Annotated in this window: 12 protein-coding genes and 4 pseudogenes; 10 read left to right on the plus strand and 6 right to left on the minus strand. The window is 52.7% G+C overall.

Annotation, left to right across the window (positions count from 1 at the left end; translation table 11 throughout):
- Positions 1–39: 39 nt before the first annotated feature.
- Positions 40–1089: a transposase gene (locus K3T82_RS26390; RefSeq protein ID WP_236031583.1), complete on the plus strand. Its 1050-nt coding sequence runs from the start codon at positions 40–42 to the stop codon at positions 1087–1089.
- Between the two features lie 489 nt (positions 1090–1578).
- Here K3T82_RS26390 and K3T82_RS50895 read toward each other — a convergent pair.
- Positions 1579–2813 (minus strand): annotated as a pseudogene (locus K3T82_RS50895) (IS110 family RNA-guided transposase).
- A 146-nt stretch (positions 2814–2959) separates the two neighbouring features.
- Positions 2960–3268 carry a hypothetical protein gene (locus K3T82_RS26410; protein WP_220196564.1) on the minus strand — a complete coding sequence of 103 codons (309 nt, stop codon included), beginning with the start codon at positions 3266–3268 and terminating at the stop codon, positions 2960–2962.
- Positions 3269–3530: 262 nt separating this feature from the next.
- Here K3T82_RS26410 and K3T82_RS26415 point away from each other — a divergent pair, with 262 nt between their 5' ends.
- The 5 genes and pseudogenes from K3T82_RS26415 to K3T82_RS47910 all read left to right on the plus strand — a co-directional run bounded on the left by K3T82_RS26415 (position 3531) and on the right by K3T82_RS47910 (position 6979).
- Positions 3531–3731, plus strand: coding sequence for a hypothetical protein (locus K3T82_RS26415; protein WP_220196565.1), 201 nt, complete (start codon positions 3531–3533; stop codon positions 3729–3731).
- Entirely contained in the window at positions 3728–5485 is a 1758-nt protein-coding gene (locus tag K3T82_RS26420; protein ID WP_220196566.1) for a recombinase family protein, read from the plus strand. Before K3T82_RS26415 ends, K3T82_RS26420 begins: the two co-directional genes overlap by 4 nt.
- Positions 5388–6359 carry a group II intron maturase-specific domain-containing protein gene (locus K3T82_RS26425; RefSeq protein WP_220196567.1) on the plus strand — a complete coding sequence of 324 codons (972 nt, stop codon included), beginning with the start codon at positions 5388–5390 and terminating at the stop codon, positions 6357–6359. Before K3T82_RS26420 ends, K3T82_RS26425 begins: the two co-directional genes overlap by 98 nt.
- A pseudogene (locus K3T82_RS50085) lies at positions 6340–6591 on the plus strand (transposase); the annotation flags it as partial. The gene K3T82_RS26425 and the pseudogene K3T82_RS50085, both read left to right, overlap by 20 nt.
- Positions 6592–6613: 22 nt before the next feature.
- Positions 6614–6979, plus strand: coding sequence for an RNA-guided endonuclease InsQ/TnpB family protein (locus K3T82_RS47910; RefSeq protein ID WP_236031584.1), 366 nt, complete (start codon positions 6614–6616; stop codon positions 6977–6979).
- Positions 6980–7333: 354 nt separating this feature from the next.
- Here K3T82_RS47910 and K3T82_RS26440 read toward each other — a convergent pair whose 3' ends face one another.
- Entirely contained in the window at positions 7334–10537 is a 3204-nt protein-coding gene (locus K3T82_RS26440) for an efflux RND transporter permease subunit (protein WP_220196570.1), read from the minus strand.
- Positions 10538–11129: 592 nt separating this feature from the next.
- Here K3T82_RS26440 and K3T82_RS26445 point away from each other — a divergent pair.
- The 3 genes from K3T82_RS26445 to K3T82_RS26455 all read left to right on the plus strand — a co-directional run bounded on the left by K3T82_RS26445 (position 11130) and on the right by K3T82_RS26455 (position 15002).
- On the plus strand, positions 11130–12452 hold the full coding sequence (locus K3T82_RS26445; protein WP_220196571.1) for an IS4 family transposase: 1323 nt from the start codon (positions 11130–11132) through the stop codon (positions 12450–12452).
- A gap of 473 nt (positions 12453–12925) precedes the next feature.
- Positions 12926–13633, plus strand: a complete 708-nt coding sequence (locus K3T82_RS26450) for a response regulator transcription factor (protein WP_220196572.1) — start codon at positions 12926–12928, stop codon at positions 13631–13633.
- A complete protein-coding gene (locus K3T82_RS26455) occupies positions 13620–15002 on the plus strand; it encodes a sensor histidine kinase (protein ID WP_220196573.1) in 1383 nt (460 codons plus the stop codon). Before K3T82_RS26450 ends, K3T82_RS26455 begins: the two co-directional genes overlap by 14 nt.
- Positions 15003–15063: 61 nt before the next feature.
- Here the strand turns inward: K3T82_RS26455 and K3T82_RS47915 are convergent, their stop codons facing one another.
- Positions 15064–15348, minus strand: a complete 285-nt coding sequence (locus K3T82_RS47915) for a hypothetical protein (RefSeq protein WP_236031585.1) — start codon at positions 15346–15348, stop codon at positions 15064–15066.
- On the opposite strand from K3T82_RS47915, the pseudogene K3T82_RS50090 reads away from it, so the two are divergent.
- A pseudogene (locus K3T82_RS50090) lies at positions 15347–15598 on the plus strand (IS6 family transposase); the annotation flags it as partial. The gene K3T82_RS47915 and the pseudogene K3T82_RS50090 sit on opposite strands and share 2 nt — an antisense overlap.
- Here K3T82_RS50090 and K3T82_RS47920 read toward each other — a convergent pair.
- Positions 15555–15786, minus strand: a pseudogene (locus K3T82_RS47920) (IS6 family transposase); the annotation flags it as partial. The pseudogenes K3T82_RS50090 and K3T82_RS47920 sit on opposite strands and share 44 nt — an antisense overlap.
- 84 nt (positions 15787–15870) lie before the next feature.
- Entirely contained in the window at positions 15871–17127 is a 1257-nt protein-coding gene (locus K3T82_RS26475) for a 4-hydroxybenzoate 3-monooxygenase (protein WP_220196574.1), read from the minus strand.
- Between the last annotated feature and the right edge of the window lie 3 nt (positions 17128–17130).

Below are 17130 nucleotides of genomic sequence, written 5' to 3' on the forward strand. Positions count from 1 at the left end.
ACCCCCATCGACAAGCTGACAGATGCGTTTATTCGTCTGTTGGCTGGAGCCCATGGACTGATCGAAATCAATACTCGACTGCGAGCTGACCCAGGCTTGCAACAAGCCTTCGGTCGAGCGGCCTGTGCCGAGCAGTCAGTGGTACAAGAAACGCTGGATGCCTGCACATCTGAAAATGTGAGCCAACTGCATCAGGCGCTCGATGAGATCTATCGCTCCCACAGCCAGGGATTTCGGCACGACTCTCAAGCCGGTTCCCAACTGCTGGATGTGGATCTGACTGGCATGCCCTGTGGACCCAAAGCGGCTTTTGCGACGAAGGGGTACTTTGCCGGACTCTCTCACCGCCGGGGGCGGCAATTGGGTCGCGTGTTGGCGACTCGCTATGAAGAAGTGGTCGTCGATCAACTTTTTACAGGCAACGTTCAGTTGATCAAAGCGTTGCAACCGTTGGTGGAGGCTGCGGAAGCCACCTTGCAACTGGACGAAGCCAAACGCAGGCGGACCATCATTCGCGTGGATGCAGGAGCCGGAACTGAGGATGACCTGAATTGGCTGCTTGCGCGAGGATACGAGATCATGGCGAAAGAATATTCAGGACGGCGCATCGCGCGTCTGTGGAAGACGGTCAACGAGTGGGTCCAGGACCCCACCTGGTCGGAGCGCTCCTTTGGCTGGGTGAGCGAGCCAGCGACTGGGTATATCCGTCCCGTACAGCGCATTGCGGTACGTTGTCGCCGCATTGATGGGACGTTTGCCTATGGCATTCTGATTTTTTCGTTGGAAATCCAGCAGGTGCTCACCATGCTGGGATGGCAAGCAGCACAGGCCAACGATTCGGTGGCTGTGCTCTTGGCGTATGTCACCGTCTATGATCAGCGAGGGGGAGGGATCGAAACGGCTTTCAAAGGGGACAAGCAAGGGCTGGGCCTCACCAAACGCAACAAGAAGCGCTTTGAAGCTCAGCATATGCTGGTGCTGCTTGGCTCTTTGGCCCAAAACGTGGTGGTCTGGGCACGCCAATGGCTGAGTTGCCACAAGATCCAACACTACGGCCCCCTGCGGATGGTCGTGATGTCTTTCACGTGAGTGGCTTGCTCTGCTTTGATGTCTCCGGAGCTGTTGCTGAGATTGTGTTGAACCAACAGGCTTGCCTAGCTCATTCATTTCTCCATCCTTTGCAGAGCTTGTTGAAACCGTTACACGTTGTCGTTACTTTGGGCGAAACTTAGGTAGACTAAATTCTCGCAGCGCGAGACAAAAAGCAAGGAGAACTGAGCTCATAGAAAGGGTGGTGCTGCCTTTTCTCCGAATTGTTTGCCGGTTGGCACAAAGAATTCTAGCGAGGTGGCGACAATCATTGGTTCTGGGCATCCCTCAGCCAGCTTTTTTTAACGGGCTCGTTGCTCCACGGCGCTTGGTGGCTTCTCTGCGCTTCCCTCTGCTGCGAGTATACCCGATTTTCATCATCATTGGTGGCGCTTTGCGGCATGGCCGCTTTCCTCTGAACCAGCTGTGTCCAAGGCAAAAAAAGTCCCCCTGTGCCCGCATCAGGTGCGAGGTGAGGAAGAGAAGAAGCTAGGCGACGTGGTGCGGCGTCAAATCGACGTGATACCCAAGCCGCTCCAGTTGCTTGACCAATCGCTGTTGTTTCTCCTGTTGATCGCGTTTCGTAAAGTGGTCTTCCCCTTTCTCGTCATAAGGATGCCCCGTTGTGAGCATCTGATAGTAGATCAGCAGAATACTGTGTCCCACCGCTACCGCAGCATGTTTGCCCCCTCGGCCCTTGCTCATCCTGCGATACTGTGCTCCCAGGTACGTTTTGGTCTTGCCGGCAGCGTGAGCCGCCTGCACCAGGATGGTTTTGGCATGCCGATTCCCTTTGCGCGTCCGCCCACTCATCCTCTTGCCTCCACTCTCGTGTTGTCCTGGGCAGATGCCCACCCAGGAGGCGAGATGAGCCGCATCTGGAAAGGTTAAGAGATCCCATCCGATCTCAGCAAAGAGTGTTTCCAGCACACGTTGACTGACTCCAGTGATCGCGTCAAGCCGTTCCATCGTTTCCTTCTGAGGCGCAAGACGCTCTTCAATTTCACGGTCCAGCCGTGCGAGGCTGCGCTCCAGGTGCTCAACCATCAAGAGCAGTTCCCCCAACAGGAAGCAATGGTGGGTTCGCATGCATCCTTGCAAGGCAGGAACTAGAGCATCTCGTTTGCTTGGGATACGTCGCAGCGCCAGATCGGCCAACACCTCGGGTCTCGTCTCCCCAGCGGAGAGGCGCATGCAGAATGTCACGTCCCGTTTTGCACATCATGTCCGCGAAGATGGAACTTAGCTTGATGTTGGTTTCCTCCAGCAATGTGTGGAGACGGTTGACATGGCGCGTTCGCTCTTGCTTGAGGCTGCTGCGATAGCGGGTCAGATCGCGCAAGTCGCGCTGGGGCTGAGGGGGAATGAAGGAGGCTTTGAGCAGGCCATGCTGCAACAAATCAGCAATCCATTGGGCATCTTTCGCGTCGGTTTTGCGACCAGGAACTGCCGCGCATGTGCTGGGCATTGACCAACACGATCTCGAAGAGCCCCTCCATCAGGTTGAAAATTGGCTTCCAATAGACCCCCGTGGACTCGAGGGCCACATGGGTGCAGTGGGCAGCTTGGAGCCAATCAATGAGGCGGAGCAGATCAGGGGTCAGCGTGGAGAAGCGTTGGAGCTCTTTGTGCTGCTTGCCATCGTCGGTATACCAGATCAGACACGCAACCACGAAGCGCTTGTGAACATCAAGACCGCAACAACATTGGTAAAGCACATGCATGGCAACCACCCTCCTTGGTGAAGCTCGGAGACGTTGGTGGACGAAAGATCGCCAACGAGGTATCTGCACAGATGATACTTTCCTCTTCGTGCTTCCTCTACAGGAGCGACATACGGTGGTGCATTTCGATACCCAGGAACATCTTTTTAGCCAAGCTCAAGGCTTATCAAGCGTGAACTTCGTCCTGTACGTTGGGACCCTTCCTTCCAAGTATACCCTGGTTCATCCGCGGTGGTGCTCCGCAGGAGCATGCCTCTTTTTAGGATGTCACGCTCCTGCCTCAAGACCTCATTTTCTCGGCGTAAGCGGCGCAACTCTTCAGCTTCTGGTTGGAGATTTCCACTCCCGACAAAGGCTCGTTCTCCGTTGGCAGCCAATTCTGAGCACCAGCGGCTGAGCGTGCTCATCGCTACACCCAAATCGTCCGTTACCTGCTTCTGTGATTTTCCGCTCATTTGAACCAATCACACTGCTTCTTGCTTAAAGCTTTTGTCATATGTCTGTCCCGTTGCCATCGTTTCCTCACTTCTTCTACGACTCTCCATGTTCAGTTTATTGAGTCATCCAAACCGGGTCAATAACAGAGTTTCGTGTATCAGAGAGCGATCCCGCGAGCTCAGCTGTGCGCAGCCTATGGAGATGGCTTTCATGGCGCACCCCTTGATTGCAACGGGCATCAAGCTGAAGATACGGGCACGCGCGATCTAGGAGCTCATCATGACCAAACGCGCTCGCAAGCAACCGATGACGTTGGAGGTGCAGGTCCTGTTTGAACCCAACCGCGAAGAACACCAGGTGCTGCATACAGCCTACGCCTTCCTCCTTCCCAGCGCGAGGCGACGACGGCTGACGCCTGCGAGAATCGAGGCGATCTCATCTGAAACCCAGGGGCAGGTGGGAGAAAGGAAACGTTCATGAACGATCTACAAGTGGCGATCTATGCTCGTGTGTCCTCCGAGCAGCAAAGCGAGACCAAGACCATTGACAGCCAGGTGAGCGAACTGCGTGCTTATGTCAGTACCCTAGGCTTGTCGCTTCCCAGAGAACATGAGTTTATCGACAATGGGTACAGTGGCGCGACGCTGATTCGCCCAGCCTTGGAGCAACTCCGCGATGTGGCCGCTGCTGGAGGGATTGACCGGCTCTATGTGCTCTGCCCCGATCGCTTCGCCCGCAACTATGCCCATCAGGTGCTCCTGCTTGAAGAGTTTCTCCGCGCGGGGGTCGAGGTGAATTTTCTCAATCGAGAAGTTGGGCAGACACCGGAAGATCAACTTTTGTTACAGGTGCAAGGCATGATTTCCGAATACGAGCGAGCGAAAATCATGGAACGCAGTCGCCGTGGCAAGCGGCACGCGGCACAGGCAGGCATGGTCAGCGTTTTGAGTGGAGCGCCCTATGGCTATCGGTACATCGGCAAGCATGAGGGGGCCGGCGAAGCGCGGTTCGATATCCTGTTGGAAGAAGCGCGTGTCGTCCGTCAGGTCTTCGCCTGGGTCGGACACGATCGCTGTTCCATTGGTGAGGTCTGTCGTCGGCTAACCGCAGCCAAAGAGCAGACGAGAACCGGCAAAACGGTCTGGGATCGCGCGACGGTCTGGGATATGCTCAAAAATCCAGCCTACAAAGGGATGGCCGCCTTTGGCAAAACGAGCGTTGAGCCACTGCGACCACGCTTACGCGCACAACGGGGACGCCCCATGCAACCCAAACGTGCTGTGAGCACCCAGGATGTTCCGCGTGAGCAGTGGTTGAGTATTCCCGTTCCGGCTCTGGTGAGTGAGGAACTCTTTGAAAGCGTTCAGGAGCAACTGCAAGAAAATCGACAACGTGCTCGTATTGGAGAGCGCGGGGCTCGCTACTTGTTGCAGGGGTTGCTTGTCTGTGGATGTTGCGGATATGCTTATTACGGCAAGCCAATTAGCCCAAGCGCGCGGAAAGGGCATCCGCGCAGCTATGCCTATTACCGTTGTATTGGTTCGGATGCCTATCGCTTCGGAGGCGTGCGGCTGTGCTGGAACAAGCAACTGCGCACAGACCTGGTCGATGAAGCTGTGTGGCAAGAAGTGTGCCAACTGCTTGAGGATCCTGCACGATTGGAACACGAATATCGACAGCAACTCCAGACAGCGGATATGGCTCCAGAATTGAAAGGGCTCCAAACGAGCCTGGGGCGGTTGCGACAAGGGATTGCTCGCTTGATTGATAGTTATGCCGAAGGCACCATTGACAAAGCCGAATTTGATCCCAGGATCACACGGATGCGTGAACGGGTCAGACAACTCGAAGCGCATATTCGACAGATTCAGGATCAGGAGAGTCTTGAGCAAGAGCTGCAATTGATCATTGGGCGGTTAGAAACTTTTGCCACGAAGGTGAGTGAAGGGCTGTCTCAAGCAGATTGGCTCACGCGTCGGGAGATGATCCGCACGCTGGTGAAACGCGTCGAAATTCATGAGGAACAGGTGAACGTGATTTTTCGGATTGATCCGACTCCTCCATCAAACCTATCAGGTGCTCGTACCCAAAGTTTGCAACATTGTAGGAGGCGTGTGCTCACCCGTACTAGCGAATATGACGCTGGACGGGCTGGAAAAAGTGCTAATGGAACATTTTCCCAAAGTGAAAACAGGAAACGGGTCGCTTGTGAATTTTGCAAGATACGCGGATGACTTCATCGTGACCGGAAGAACCAAAGAACTCCTGGAACAAGAAGTACAACCACTCGTCGAACAATTCATGGATGAGCGCGGACTGCAACTCTCACGAGAGAAAACAACCATCACCCATATCGAGGACGGGTTTGATTTCCTGGGTCAGAACGTGCGCAAGTACAAAGCAGGAAAACGGCAGAAGTTACTGATTAAGCCGTCAAACAAGAATGTGCAAGCACACGTAGAAAAGATCCGGGAGATAATCAAGAAGAACACCGCGCTCTCCGCCGGTAAGCTGATAGTGCTACTTAACCCCATCATTCGTGGTTGGGCGCAATACCATCAACATGTCGTAAGCGCAGAAATCTTCAGCTCCGTAGATGACGCAATCTATCAGAGACTACGACAATGGATGAAAAGAAGACATCCAAAGAAATCCAACGAATGGATCACGAAGAAATACTTCAAGACCATCGAAGGAAACAACTGGGTCTTCTATGGAGAGGTGGATGGACGGGAATACTATTTCGCTGAGACGGCCCACGTGCCAATCAAACGACATGTGAAAGTCAAAGGAGAAGCAAACCCGTACGACCCAGTATGGGAAAGCTACTATGAAAAACGTCTAGACGTTCATATGGTAGGTACCTTCAAAGGGAAACGTTGGCTTATTCACCTCTGGAAAGAACAAAACGGGCTTTGCCCGATCTGCCATCAGAAAATCACCAAGATCACGGGATGGCACAGCCATCACATAGAATGGAGATCAAAAGGTGGCCCAGACACAACAGAAAACCGAGTGCTCCTTCATCCCAATTGTCATCAACAAATTCACAGCCAGGGTTTACACGTGGAGAAACCGCGTCCCGCGAGTGGCGTTAGAAAGGCTTGAGCTGCTTGACGCGAAAGTTTCACGAGCAGTTCTTAGAGGGCGGGTCGGTGGCAACACCGCCCTGCTACTCGACCGGTTGGCGACCCTCTCGGATGGACGCACCTTCGAGAACCCCAGGGCGTTGCGCAAGAAGATCACGGCACTCAAGCGAGCTTCACGACGTCATAGCCGCAAGGCCAAAGGATCACATAATCGCCAGAAAGCCAAGCAACACCTCTCGCGAATGCATGCCCGGATCGCCAACGTACGCAAAGATGCCTTGCACCAAGCGACCATCCAGATCGTGGCGAGAACCCGCGCCCGATCAAGAGCGACCACGTGTGATCGTCTTAGAGGATTTACACATTGCAGGCATGCTCAAGAATCGCCGGTTGGCCCGAGCCATCGCCGATGTGGGCATGTACGAGTTCAAGCGGCAGATCCTTTATAAAGCCGAACAGGCAGGGGTGCAGGTGCTGCTGGCCTCGCGCTGGGAGCCTTCTTCAAAAACCTGTTCGTGTTGTGGCTGGGTCAATGAGGCGCTCACCCTTTCGGATCGGGTTTTTGTCTGCCTGAAATGTGGAAACGTCCAGGATCGAGATGCCAATGCCGCCAACAATCTCGCGGCATTGGCACAATGAACAATGGCGTACCGCAAGTTCTGCGGGAAGTGACGCCTGTGGAGCAGATGGAAGACAAGCGAAAGGCTTGCTGTCTGCATTGAAGCAGGAACCGAATGTTGAGTATGGCTTGTCCATATTTGGGGAAATTTCGGAGAACGGCAAGTGCAGAGGATACAGAAAGGTGACAGCCCCACTCAAGCAGCATTCATCGCTGAACTGTTTGGGATGGCCATCTAAGCACAACAAGATAATGGGGGATTGCGCCTTGCGTTCCCCTCAGTTTTTTGCAACACAACCTCAGCCTCCCCATTGAAAACGAAAGAAAAGGGAGGCGCCACGACATGCGCGGCGTCTCCCTTTGGCTATGGCGATTTAGTGAACAGTGGCAACCTCAGGGGAGATTGGCCTGTCGTCAATCGCGGGTGTATCCGTCTTCGTGGGGCCGGCATGACCGAGCAAACTTTCCACAATGACATAGAGAGTAGGCACAACGAGCAAGGTCAGAAGAGTGGAGGTCGTCAGACCACCAATGACCACGATGGCAAGCGGCTTGGAGATAAAGCCACCGGAGCCTTCACCACCAATGCCCAAGACCATCGGCATCAGTGCCAGGATGGTCGCGATAGCCGTCATCAGAATGGGGCGCAGGCGATGGCGTCCACCCTCAATCACTGCGTCACGCGCCGAGTAGCCCTGTTGGCGATATTGGTGCACCAGATCAAGCAACACAATGGCATTGGTCACTACGATACCAACCAGCATCAGGAAGCCGATAATTGCGGCGGCACCGAGTGGGGTATTGGTTGCCAGCAAGAGAATGAGCGAGCCTGTTGCAGCAAAGGGAATCGAGATCAGCAAGATCACCGGTTGCAAGAGGCTGCGGAAGGTCGCGACCATAATGCAGTAGACCAGGGTGATCGCAATGAGTATTGCGATACCAAGGTCGCGGAAGGTGCCACTCAGGTCCGAACTCACGCCGCCGAGCGAGACCGTTGCACCCGAAGGAATGTCCAGCTTATCCAGATGGTCCTGTACCGTCGTGCTGATCGCGCCGACGTTGCTATCAGTCACCGTTGCGGTCACCGTCGCCGTGCGATTACCATCGATATGGGTAATCTGCGTCGGACCATTTACCTGCTTGACTGTCGCGAGATCCTTAATCTTGACTGTCCCCGTTGTTGTGGGAATGCTCATGTTCTTGATGTCATCGATGCTTGATGCGGGATCACCCACATAGAGATTGACATCCTGTTGGGTGCCATTGAGGGTGATATGAGATACGGTTGAGCCTGAATAGACCAGGCGGACGTTCTGCGCTACCTGAGCGGGGGTCATCCCATAGAGGAGCGCCTTGGTCGAATCGACATCGATCTCTATTTGCGGTGCCGCGTCGGTCAGGCTGCTGACAATATCGGTGAGCCCAGAGATACCAGTTAGCTCATCCTGTATCATTGTGGTTGCATCGCGCAAGGTTTGATCATCAGAGGACTGAATATCAACTTCGAGATTGGATGATGACACACCACTATTGCCTGAAGAGACAGTCAGTGTACCCAGGCTCTTGCTGCGCTCCAGGCGGTCACGCAGGGCTTTCTCAAATGTGGTCTGATCAACGTCATCTTCGGTTGTGATAGTGACGCTCACTGTATTGGAGCCACCACTTCCCGAGAAGGAGGAGAGGCCACTACTCGAACCCACCGTTACTTGATAGGTCTTGAGTCCGTCGAGTCCGTCGATGGCCTGTTCGAGCTTCTGTGCGTTCTTGTTGGCCTCATCAAGGCTAGTTGAGGGGGCCAGCTTCAAACTGACGCTATACGATCCCTCATTCGATGAGCCAAAGAGATTCGTTTGCAGTCGCGTAGAGAAGGAGAGCGAAACCACGAGAAGTGCGAGAGCGGCAACAATCAGAATGGTGCGCTGCCACCAGCGCCCAGTGACCCAGCTGACAATCGCCACATAGCCGCGTTCCAGCCAGCCGCCGGAATGGCTGCGTGCTTGCTTCTGAAGCTGGGGGGCGCTCTTGGGAGCCTTCAGGAACCAGTAGGCCAGAACCGGAATAATGGTCAGCGAGACGAAGAGTGAGGCCAGGAGCGCGACCGTCACCGCTACGGAGAACGAACGGAAGAGCTCTCCTACCAGACCCGTGGTGAAGGCGATAGGCAGGAAGACCGAGACGGTGGTGAGCGTGGAAGCCGTGACCGCACCTGCGACCTCGCGCACAGAGGCGAGGATCGCGGACTTCTTCTCCTCACCATTTTGTAGGTGACGATGGATGTTCTCAAGGACCACAATCGAGTCATCAACCACGCGACCGACGGCAATGGTCAGGCCGCCGAGCGTCAGAATATTGAGCGTATAATTGCCAATATATAAGCCAATCAAGGCGATAACGATGGAGAGTGGAATCGAGACCGCCGTTACCAGGGTCGAACGCAGCGAGAAGAGAAAGATAAGAATGACGATAATGGCGAAGACAGCACCAATCACGCCTTCACGTATGAGATCATTCACCGACTGGCTGATCGTAGGAGCCTGATCGGAAATAATCGTGATCTTCGCGTTATGCCCAAGCTTCTTTTCCAAGTCTGAAAGCTGGTTGTTGACCTCCTGAGAGACTGAGACGGTATTGCCATCAGACGCCTTGACGACCGAGATGCCCAGGCTCGGATGTCCATTGGTGCGAGTCAGCGAGGTCGAAGGCGAAAGATCTTCCTTCACCGTCGCGACATCTTTCAGCTTGACGGGAATTGACGGAACCGCCTGCTGGGTGCCTGTTTGTCCGGGAGTAGTGCCAGTGGTATTAGTGCCAGTAGGAAACTGCGAGGTCTGGCTGGTCTGGACGCCAATGACCAGATTCTTCAGATCATCAAGCGAGCCGAAGGTATTTCCAGTATTGATCGGCATGGTCTTGCCGTCGTTGGTCGTCGAACCAGCGGGAATAGTGATGTTATTGGCCTGAAGTGCGCCCTGCAACTGGCTAAAGGTTATGCCCTTGGCCTGGAGCTTCTTCACATCAACCGTGATGGTAACAATTTGGTCCCGTACACCCGTCACATTGACACTTCCAACACCGTCAATCTTTTCGAGTGCGGGAACCACGTCATGTTTAAGCGCGTCAGCGAGCACTTGCTGGTCCTCGTCGGAGGTCACGGCCATCTGCATCACAGGCAGGTCAGAGATACTAAAGGACTGGACCTGTGGCATAACTCCTGATGGAAGGCTCGATTGGACTTTGTTGACGCTCTGAGTCACCGTCTGCATTGCGTCATCGATGTTCGTACCATAATCGAAGGAAACGGTAACAATTGCCACTCCCTGGTTGGAGTACGAGGTGACCTGTTGGAGTCCTTTGATCCCCTCAATGCTTTGTTCCAAGGGTTCAGTCACATCACGCTCAACGACTTCGGGGGACGCGCCCGCGTAGGTCGCGACTACTGAGAGAGTTGGAAACGACATCGAGGGAAAAAGCTCTTGCTTAAGCGAGGGGATAAGAAAGCCTCCCAGCAAGAGGATAGCAATAGTCACCAGGGCGACAATGCTTCTATTGGCGAGGCTCAGCCGTGAGAGAAATGACATGCCTCATGAACTCCTTTCGCATTGGCCCGAAGGCCCAAAAGCTTGTAATCTAATCAGTGACGTCTTTTCGCAGACGTACACCAAGAGCGCGATATCATGACTACAAGACATGACGTCATGCTTGCATTACCTACGAATGAAAGTTCTGCTTTCTTGATGATAGTGCCGTTAGGGCTGGGGAGAGAAGTGAGATCTCCTCTTTCCAGTCCATAGACTGTGCTTTCATTGCGTACATGAATACTTTCTCTCCTTGTCATTACCGAGAAAGTAAGCAGGTGTGAGAAAAGACACGCACACTTCACTGGCAAGTGCGAATGGATTTCCTCTTGCCGAGAGATACTATAGCAGAAAGGTTATGAAGATCTTATGAAGATGCTACCAAAGTTCGGAATGCTCTCAAAAGAAAAAGCCGAACAAGGTGGGGGAAAACGTTCTGTGTTTCGCCTCTACACGCGAACATAAAAAAAGAGCCTCGACCTTCCTGAGAATGCCATAGGCGTCAAGTTAAGAGAAGAGATCTCAACCTGACAGGTAAAAGCTCCTGTGTCATGATAGAAGTAGGCAAACTGCTATCAGAAACAGGAGCTTTTCTATGAAAAGTAGAGCACCCTTGTGCCAGGCCTTAGAGGATTTGATCTATAAAGATGCGCCTCGTTTGGCTCAAGAACAAGGATTGATTGTCCGTCATCGTTGCTTTTCTGCGAGCACCTTGCTGCTTTTACTCGTCTTTGGCTGGCTGAAACATCCATTAGCTGGTCCCAGTCAACTGGCCCGCTTTGCGCACTCGGTGGGGGTGAGAGTGAGTAAACAAGCAATCTTTGAACGCTTGACAAAGAACACAGCGCATTGGCTCTTGAGCGTGTTACAGCAAGCAGTTCACACGCTCCTTCTAACGTCTTCTTTATCTGTTGGGCTCCTAGCTCGTTTCCCTGCAGTTCTCCTCGAAGATACTACCTGTATTGAATTGCCATCGGCTCTCGCCTGGCTCTGGAAAGGAAGCGGAGGGAATGCATCTCCATCGGCTGTCAAACTCGGCGTGCGCTGGGATCTGCGCAGTGGCAGGTTGGACGGGCCAGCACTCCATCAGGGACGTGATCATGATAGCCGAACGAGCACCCACACACTGCCTTGCGGGCAAGGCAGTGTGTGGGTGGCAGATGCTGCCTATTACTCCCTCAAGCAGTTGCGTCAGATGGACCAACAAGGGGTCGTTTTTGTCATTCGCCCACGAGGCAATTTGGCCGTGAGTACACCCGAGGGGCAACGCTTGGATTTGGCATCTCACTTGTCCGCTTTGACCGACACAGTCATTGATCTTTCGGTCCGTTTAGGCTCCATTCGCTCCCTCTGGCTCAATGCGCGGATTATTGCCTTACCTGTCTCTGATGAGGTAGCTCAGAAACGCCGTGAGCATCTGCTGGACAAGGCCAACAAGCAAGGGCATGTGCCCTCCTCACATGCTCTTGCCCTTGCTCGCTGGACCTTGATTGTTACCAATGCGCCTGTGGAACGCCTCTCAGCAGAAGAAGCACTTCTGCTGTTTCGGGCGCGTTGGCAGGTGGAATTGCTCTTCAAGCTCTGGAAGAGTCATGGGCATGTGGATGAATGGAGCAGCCAGCTTCCCGACCATATTCTTTGTGAGTTCTATGCTAAGCTGATCGCTATGCTCGTGGAACATTGGGTTCTCCTTGAGAGTTGTTGGGATGATCCTCACCGTAATTGGATGCTCTGTGCTGATCTCTTTCGAGATCAACTCTCGCTCTTGGTTCTCGGCATTCGTGGATATATCCCTCTTTCTCAAGCCCTTGCATGTATCCGTGAAGCGTTGTTGGGAAGCGCTTCCATCCCCGCTCGAAGTACGCGCCCCAGTACCTCCCATCAACTTCTTGATGGGGTTTACTGGGGCTTAACTTGACGCCTATGCCTCGACCTTCCTGAGAATGCCTTATCTGGCAGAATCTTTGACTTCACACCCCCTGAACTGATGTACAATGCCACCTAGATGAAGTCCCGCCTTCCTGATTCGAGCGAACGCTCACTGCCTCCTGGCATCTCAATCCTTCTGGTCTCTGCGGAATATGATAAGAATTCTGATCGATCTTCATCAGATCTTTATATCTTTTCTGCTATAGTTGGCGCAGACGATCAGGAAAGGATTAGCTCGTATGGTACAAAACAGTTCCCAACAAGAAGAAGCTGTCATCACGGCCAGCAATCTCACCAAGCGCTTCGGTCAACTCGTTGCCGTGAATGGGGTGGCTATGAAGATCTCATGAAACAGTTACCACTTCTTATCAAAAATTTACAGATTTAGTGTATACTCCAGAGAGCAATGAGCAACCACGATTCCTTTGTTCAGCCATCTTGTTTAGCAAAGAATAGAAAACCATGCAGCAGAAGATCCTAGTCGTCGATGACGACAAAAAAACGGTGGACTTGATCCGTCTTTACCTTGAGAAGGAACGCTATCGAGTCAGCGCCGCTTTTGATGGTCAAACAGCACTGGATCTTGCCAGACAGAAACCACCAGACCTGATGATCCTGGACTGGATGCTACCTGGCATTGATGGGCTGCAGGTCTGCCGTCTGGTGCGCGCAGAGAGTGACATTCCAATTATCCTTCTCACTGCTCGCTCGACCGAAGATGAAAAATTGCTCGGATTGCATCTGGGAGCAGACGACTATCTGACCAAGCCATTTAGTCCGCGTGAACTCGTGGCCCGTGTGCGCGTGGTGCTTCGGCGTGCGCGCCAGAAGCAAGCAGAGGAGAATCAACCCCCACTCTACCTGGGCGACCTTGTCGTCGATTTTGTGGCACATGAAGCCTTTTTGCATCATGTGCTCGTTCATCTGACCCCCAAAGAGTTCAAGCTTTTGGAGACACTGGCGAGAGAGCCTGGTCGCGCCTTTAGTCGCGCCGAGTTGGTCACTCGCGTCTTTGGCCTTGACTACGAAGGGTTTGAGCGGACGATTGATGTTCACATGATGAATTTACGTAAAAAGATCGAACCTAGTCCTGATCAGCCAATCTACCTGCAAACCGTCTATGGAGTGGGCTACAAATTAAGAAAAGAGCGAGAGAATGAGAATTCGTAGTCTGCATATGCGTTTGCTCCTTATGTTTTTCCTGATCATAATCGTCACTTTAGGAGCACTTACCATCTTTGCCAGTCAGCAGATTCACGGGATTTTTCAGTATCTAGAGGATGAACAGACTGCGAATAAACAACTGCTAGCTCACATTCAGGAGATCTATCACCAGCCTCAAGATACGCAGCAACTTCAGGCATTGATTGAACAGAGCGCGGCACAGACGAAGGTACGCATCGTGGTAATTGACCAGCATCAGCGTATCATCGCTGATTCTACGCACAGGCTGACTGGTCAAACACTCACACTTTCCCTCTTCCTGACACTGGAGAACCGAAAAGCGCTAGTGGGAAAGACCACTCCACCCGATACCCTCCCATCTACGAGTATCTTTTCAACAGATGGCCGTATTCTCGCAGATGGTTTCCAACCCCCGCCAGCAACCAGGGTTCTTGATTCGGTGAACCGCTCGCTCGTACTCGCCGTGCTCATCACGGGAGGTGCGGCTTTTGTTCTGGCCTTTACCCTCTCAAGGACCATTCTCAAGCCAGTTCGAGCGTTGACCCATGCTGCCAGACGCCTGGAGCAGGGAGATCTGAGCCAGCGTGTGCAGATCAGGGGGCGGGACGAAATAGGAGAATTGGCGCACGCATTTGATACGATGGCAGAGAGCCTGGAACGTAGCGAATACCAGCGTCGCCAGCTTTTGAATGATGTAGCCCATGAACTGCGCACCCCTTTAACGAATCTTCAAGGCTACCTTGAAGCGCTTCAAGATGGAGTAGTTGATCCTGAGCCAGAAGTCATCTCGTCCATTTATGAAGAAGCCATGTTGCTCAATCGCCTGACCACCGATTTACAAGATATAACCTTAGCGGAGGCAGGTCAGTTACACCTGCACCGGGAGCCGATTGCGTTAGAAGATGTCATCCTTCAGGCCGTTCAAGCACTCTCTCTCCAAGCGGAGCGCAAACAACTCACACTCTCTACTGAACTCCCAAAAGATCTCCCTCTTGTAGAGGCAGATGCCCACCGAGTAGGGCAAATCTTACGGAATTTGTTGAGTAATGCGATCAAATATACACCAGAGAAGGGAGACGTGAGCGTCAGTGTGCACGCGTTGGAACAAGAGGTACAGATCTCCGTCAGTGATACTGGCATAGGAATTGCAAATGAGCAATTGCCCTTGATCTTCAGGCATTTCTATCGTGCTGACTCCTCCCGTACTCGTGCAACGGGAGGCAATGGACTCGGTTTGGCGATTGTTGAGCAATTGGTTCACGCTCATGGTGGACAGGTCTCGGTACGGAGCCATGTTGGTAAAGGGAGCTGCTTTATCTTTACCTTGCCGATCACCGAACAGATACTAATATGACAGAGATCTCCCCGCTGGCGTCGTTCTCTTCTTGCAATGCATACAGAGGCTTTGATTGCTCCTACATTCCCTGAATCAATCGAAATTGCTTTTGATGACCGTAGAGAAGAGTAGATCTACGACTGAGAGAAATTGATGGAAGCCATTGCCGAGTTGCATGGTGGACCCAAATTTCTGGGTCCAGTATAATCAATTTGCGGGCTACAGCTTCGATGTGGGCATTGCTGTCGGCTTCCTGCTCGGTCAGCACATGCCAGATAACTACCAGCAGCTTGCGAGCAACGGGTACTGTCAACTTAAACGGAAAGCCTCCAAAAAGCTGGACGGTATGATACAATCGACGCATGAAAATGAATGAAGCAGCTTTCCTCTACAAATGTTTCCGTTTTCCCTCCGAAATTATCAGTCACGCTGTCTGGTTGTATGTTCGCTTCTCGCTCAGTTTTCGCGATGTGGAAGGGCTTTTAGCACAACGAGGATTTGTCGTGACCTATGAGACGGTCCGGCAATAGTGCCTCAAATTTGGGCAAATGTACGCCAATGCATTGCGCCATCGTCGTCCTCGCTATGGCGACGGCGGAGTTCATTGGCATATGTTTGCCCGAACGCGCAAACACCATTGTCGCACTGTTTTATAACTCACGACCACTCCTCGTCGTGCCAGAAGTTCTTCGATATCGCGAAAACTGAGCGAAAAACGAACATACAGCCAAACCGCGTGGCTTACAATTTCAGGCGGGAAGCGGAAACATTTGTAGTTGGGAGGAGCGGCGTTTTTTTTCATGAAACTATTCTAACATATTGCTCAGCTGCACTGCCAAGTTGACAATACCATCCTTGAGCCGTTTTGGTGACAACTCAGACCTACTTATTCAGTATATGCACCAAGATCTATGTCCCATCCAATGTACTCCTCGGCGAAACTCGCTGCTGAAGCTGGAGATGTACGCAAGCGCTCCAGTCGTGCGTGCTGGAGTCGGTGCATAAAATCGGCATCGGAGTGACCCGACGTGGGAGCGTGAATGACATGGAGCATCCAGTGTGAGAATTCCTGCGCTCGCCAGACCCGTTTTAAGCATCGCTCCGAATACGCTGCAAGGAGAGTTTCGTCATCGTGCTTATAAAATGCACGCACTCCCTCAACGAAGACGGCAGCATCAGCGAGCGCGAGATTCATCCCTTTGCCGCCTGCAGGTGAAATAATGTGTGCAGCATCACCAGCCAGATAAACTTGCTTGTATTGCATCGGCTCATAAACGAAGCTACGCATATCGAGGATACCTTTCTCAATAAGAGGCCCTCGGGTGAGTGACCAAGGCTCGTGGAGAGCGAGTCGCGTCTCCAATTCGTACCAGATACGCTCATCCGGCCAGTTCTCGATACTATCGCCGATGGGACACTGGAGGTAGAAGCGACTGACTGTTGACGAGCGGAGCATGTGACCAGCAAAACCACGTTCATGCAATGCGTAAATAATCTCCTCAGTGCTCGGGGGAGCCGCCGCAAGAAGAGCGAGCCAGCCAAATTCGTGCTGCTTCTCGTGTGCTGTGAATGCCGTTGTCGGGAGGGACGCACGTGTCACGCCATGAAAGCCATCGCATCCAACAAGGAAGGTACAGACAATATTGCCAGTGGATGTACGTATTGTTGGAGTTGGTGTATCGTATGCGGTAACAGCAAGCGCAGGGGTTGTGAAGCGGAGGTCTCCACCTGCATTGAGAAATGAAGCAATGAGATCTTTCACTAATTCTTGTTGGGGGTAGACGTAATGGGTGCGACCTCCATACAACGAGGCATATGGAATGCGGAAGCGTTGCCCTCGATAGCGAAACTCACAACCAGAGTGAGGCTTCCCCTCCCGTAGAAGTCGATCCGCAAATCCCTTGCGCTGTAAAAATTCAACAACCCAGTGTTCGATCAAACCAGCACGTGCCCTATGCTCAATATAGTCACGGGTATGTTGCTCCACAATGATACAGTCAATACCTGCTTGCAGAAGCAGGTTGCCAATGAGAAGTCCTGCTGGACCTGCACCAACAATTCCAACTTGTGTTCGTGTTGTGGCACCGTTAGAGTGCGATAACCTATCCACCTCTGGTTCGTGCTTTCGAGATTCCCGACCCACGAT

The sequence above is a fragment of the Ktedonospora formicarum genome, from assembly GCF_016587355.1.
Lineage (GTDB): Bacteria > Chloroflexota > Ktedonobacteria > Ktedonobacterales > Ktedonobacteraceae > Ktedonobacter > Ktedonobacter formicarum.

What these genes read in the sequence shown, in the direction of transcription:
- K3T82_RS26410 (WP_220196564.1), bottom strand. Translation starts at nt 3,268, where the DNA reads ATGAGCGGAAAATCACAGAAGCAGGTAACGGACGATTTGGGTGTAGCG.
- K3T82_RS26415 (WP_220196565.1), top strand. Translation starts at nt 3,531, where the DNA reads ATGACCAAACGCGCTCGCAAGCAACCGATGACGTTGGAGGTGCAGGTC.
- K3T82_RS26420 (WP_220196566.1), top strand. Translation starts at nt 3,728, where the DNA reads ATGAACGATCTACAAGTGGCGATCTATGCTCGTGTGTCCTCCGAGCAG.
- K3T82_RS26425 (WP_220196567.1), top strand. Translation starts at nt 5,388, where the DNA reads ATGACGCTGGACGGGCTGGAAAAAGTGCTAATGGAACATTTTCCCAAA.
- K3T82_RS47910 (WP_236031584.1), top strand. Translation starts at nt 6,614, where the DNA reads ATGCCTTGCACCAAGCGACCATCCAGATCGTGGCGAGAACCCGCGCCC.
- K3T82_RS26440 (WP_220196570.1), bottom strand. Translation starts at nt 10,537, where the DNA reads ATGTCATTTCTCTCACGGCTGAGCCTCGCCAATAGAAGCATTGTCGCC.
- K3T82_RS26445 (WP_220196571.1), top strand. Translation starts at nt 11,130, where the DNA reads ATGAAAAGTAGAGCACCCTTGTGCCAGGCCTTAGAGGATTTGATCTAT.
- K3T82_RS26450 (WP_220196572.1), top strand. Translation starts at nt 12,926, where the DNA reads ATGCAGCAGAAGATCCTAGTCGTCGATGACGACAAAAAAACGGTGGAC.
- K3T82_RS26455 (WP_220196573.1), top strand. Translation starts at nt 13,620, where the DNA reads ATGAGAATTCGTAGTCTGCATATGCGTTTGCTCCTTATGTTTTTCCTG.
- K3T82_RS47915 (WP_236031585.1), bottom strand. Translation starts at nt 15,348, where the DNA reads ATGCGTCGATTGTATCATACCGTCCAGCTTTTTGGAGGCTTTCCGTTT.